Origin of the sequence: Thalassobacillus sp. B23F22_16 (assembly GCF_043496955.1) — a bacterium.
GTDB lineage: Bacteria > Bacillota > Bacilli > Bacillales > Halobacillaceae > Thalassobacillus > Thalassobacillus devorans_A.
In genome coordinates, this window is record NZ_JBIEKD010000054.1 from 1 (window position 1) to 3,405 (window position 3,405).

Below are 3,405 nucleotides of genomic sequence, written 5' to 3' on the forward strand. Positions count from 1 at the left end.
ACCCAATAACGTAAGGCGGAGGAATCCACACCGATCTCTTTCGCTAGTTCGTTATAGCTTATCATCTCGTTTAGATAGCGATGAACAGCCTGGTGTTTTTCTTCTTTCGTAAATGTTTTCAAGATAAGTACCCCCTTAGGTTGGATAAGTGTCCAACGATTGGGGGGCACTTTACTTTAGCTCGAGGAGGCTTGCCGACTTCCCCGCGGAAAGCGAGTTATTTCCCGGACCCTTAAGCTTAATATGTTAACGGAACCGCCTTTCATAACACTTTCTAAGCTAAGCACCTGAATCATTTTAGATTCAAGTGAGCCGGGTGATTCATGTGCTGGTTTAACCTGTGGTAAGATGAAAGCACTAATGCTTTTCCAAAAGGAGGATATTATGAAAAAGCTTACAGTCCTGTTGTTGCTAGTGCTGCTTACGGTCGCCTTAGCAGCATGCAATAACGAGGAAGAACCAACAGCAGAAGAACGATTTATGGAATACATAACATTATGGGAAGACGGCAAGTTTGAAGAAATGTATGAAATGATGAGCGCTTCCTCAAAAGAGGAATTCAGTAAAGAGGAAGCGGTAGAGCGATTTGAAAAAATCTATCAGGATGTTGGAATTGAAGAGTTGAAAGTAGATTTTGAACAAAATGAGGAAGAGGAAGAAGATGCTGAAGATGAAACAGAGAAAACAATCCCTTTTCAGGCATCCATGAATTCTGTAGCTGGTGAAAACGAATTTGATTATGAAGCGACCTGGATCAAAGAGGAACGGGAAGTAGACAGTGAAACAGAGGAAAACTGGTATGTCAACTGGAACCCGGGCTTCATTTTTCCAGAAATAGCGGAGGGACAGGGAGTAGGCATTACTTCCGTCCCCGCCGAACGCGGGGAAATCTTTGATCGAAATGGCAATGGACTAGCCATCAATGATGACTTTATCGAATTTGGTGTCGTTCCAGGGCAATTAGGTGAAGAGGAAGAAGAAACGAAAGAAGAGCTTGCCGAATTGCTTGATATGTCGGTAGAAGCAATAGATCAAAAACTTGATGCCGGCTGGGTACAGGAAGACTCGTTTGTCCCCTTGAAAAAAATACCAGCTGAGGAGAAGGAGAGAATCGAAGCGATTGCTGAGGTCGAGGCTACAACCTCCCGTGATGCGACAGGAAGGTATTATCCATACGGGGAAGCGGCTGCGCATCTGACCGGCTATATCCGTCAGGTCACTGCAGAGGACCTGGAAAAATTAGATGATGATAAATATAACAGCAATAGCGTAATTGGACATGGAGGCTTGGAAGCAGAGTTTGAAGAAACGTTAAGCGGAAAGCCAGGGGTCGAAGTATACGCGGTAGATGAGGAGACGGATGAAAGAACCACAATTGCAGAGACAGAGGTCGAGCACGGGGAAGACATCGAACTTACTGTTGACGCCGACGTGCAAGAGAAGGTCTATCAGTCTTATGACGGCGAAGGAGGAGCAACAGCGGCTATCAATCCGACGACAGGGGAAACATTGGCACTCGTAAGTTCACCTGCCATCGATCCGAACTTGCGAGTTTATGGCACCAACCAGGACATCGGCGATGAGCTGGACCCAAGTCTGAACAGGGCGATGCATACATTTGCGCCGGGATCAGTAGTCAAACCGATTACTGCTGCTATCGCTATGACCAACGGGGCGATCGAGTCGGAAGAAACGATGGATATTAACGGAAAAACATGGTCAAAAGATGATGGTTCGTGGGGGAGTTATGAGATCAGTAGGGTGACAGAATTTAATGGTCCCGTCGATGTTACCAACGCATTGATTCGTTCCGATAATATTTTCTTTGCCCGTACGGCTTTGAAAATGGAACCGGAAACGTTCCGAAGTGGGCTGGAGGATTTCGGGTTTGACGAGGAAATTCCCTATGATTATCCGCTCTATAACTCTCAGATTTCCAATGAAGATACCTTCCGGGATGATTTGCTGATGGCAAACACAGCCTACGGTCAAGGGCAAATGGAAATGTCTGTGCTGCACCTTGCCACGGCCTATACGCCATTCTTCAATGAAGGTAACTTATTGAAGCCAGCCATTGTTCAATCCGAGAATACGCCGGATGTTTGGAAAGAAAATGTCACCGATCCCGAATATAATGATGTCATCAAAAACGCCTTGCGCCAGGTGGTTGCTCATGAGGCAGGAACCGCACGAGCAGCTAATATCGACGGAAAAGCACTTGCTGGTAAGACAGGTACCGCCGAACTGAAGCGTACAAAAGAAGAGGAAGGATTGGAAAACGGCTGGTTCGTTGTTTATCCGAGCGAAAATACGGATATATTACTTGCAATGATGAAAGAAGATGCCAAAAGCGGGGATGTCGTCGAGCAGGCAGCAGATTTATTCCGAAATATGGAATAACCGCCCGCTTGTTGCTAAAGTTACAATAGTTTTTTATAATGGAAAGAGTACAAAAAAAGCATAGATTCGAAGCCTTCCAAGGGGAGCCAAACATGGCTGAGAGTGGACAGTGTCCTTACCCTTCGAACCTGTTAGTTAATACTAGCGTAGGAATGGTGGCTTTTATGATGGTGCAATGCAAACGGAATCCGTCCATCTGGAAGCTTCCCCCTTGGCATTGCTTTTTTTGTTGCCAAAAATCAAGGGGAGTGATTAAAAGTGAGAAACAAACGAACATTATTTATGGTGGAAGTCGCGATATTTGCAGCGCTTGCGACGTTATTGGACTTTATCCCGATTTTCAAAATGCCACAGGGCGGCTCGGTGTCGCTTGCCATGATACCTGTTTTCCTTATCGCATTTCGCTGGGGGTTAAAAGGAGGACTGCTGACCGGGTTCCTTTATGGTGTATTCCAGATTATCGTCGGTCAGGCGTATATTCTGACACCACTACAGGCTTTTATTGAATATGGACTGGCATTCACGGCTCTGGGGTTAGCAGGGATATTTGCCAGCACGGTCAAACAATCATTGATTAACCATAATACGAAGAAATTCTTCACGTATGTTTCGCTCGGTATTCTATTAGGCAGCGCGTTGCGGTTCTTCGCCCATGTGGTTGCCGGCGTGGTATTCTTTGCCGAGTACACCGAGGCAGAAAATATCTGGCTCTACTCACTGGGTTACAATGCATCTTATATGGTACCAGCTGCCATCATCAGTGCTCTCGGACTCGGGTATCTATTTAAGAAACAGCCGCGGATTATCCTGAATGATCAGGAACAGGCATCTTACCGGGCGGCAGCAAGTCCAAGTGAACAAATAAACTAAAACCAATGGAGGCTGGGACAAAACCCAGTAAATTAAACGGAAAGTGGTCGGCATCAAAATGATGCCGACCACTTTTTTATGGTTTTCTTTTATTTTCAATAAAGAAAATAAGGACAACCTCTGATAAAATTAAAG

The 3,405-nt window shown here is 45.4% G+C and carries 3 protein-coding genes and 1 riboswitch; of the genes, 2 read left to right on the forward strand and 1 reads right to left on the reverse strand.

The genetic code is table 11. The features are described 5' to 3' along the window. Window positions 1–170, reverse strand: a 170-nt coding sequence (locus ACGTNI_RS19860; protein WP_394464235.1) for a transposase, incomplete at its 3' end; no start/stop codon positions are given. 214 nt (window positions 171–384) lie between these two features. On the opposite strand from ACGTNI_RS19860, the gene ACGTNI_RS19865 reads away from it, so the two are divergent. Together ACGTNI_RS19865 and thiT are read left to right on the forward strand one after the other, a co-directional pair. After that, window positions 385–2,400, forward strand: coding sequence for a penicillin-binding transpeptidase domain-containing protein (locus tag ACGTNI_RS19865; protein ID WP_394464232.1), 2,016 nt, complete (start codon window positions 385–387; stop codon window positions 2,398–2,400). Window positions 2,401–2,469: 69 nt separating this feature from the next. Continuing rightward, window positions 2,470–2,570, forward strand: a riboswitch (TPP riboswitch). Between the two features lie 88 nt (window positions 2,571–2,658). After that, window positions 2,659–3,270 carry an energy-coupled thiamine transporter ThiT gene (gene thiT, locus ACGTNI_RS19870; RefSeq protein ID WP_394464234.1) on the forward strand — a complete coding sequence of 204 codons (612 nt, stop codon included), beginning with the start codon at window positions 2,659–2,661 and terminating at the stop codon, window positions 3,268–3,270. The last annotated feature ends 135 nt before the right edge of the window (window positions 3,271–3,405 follow it).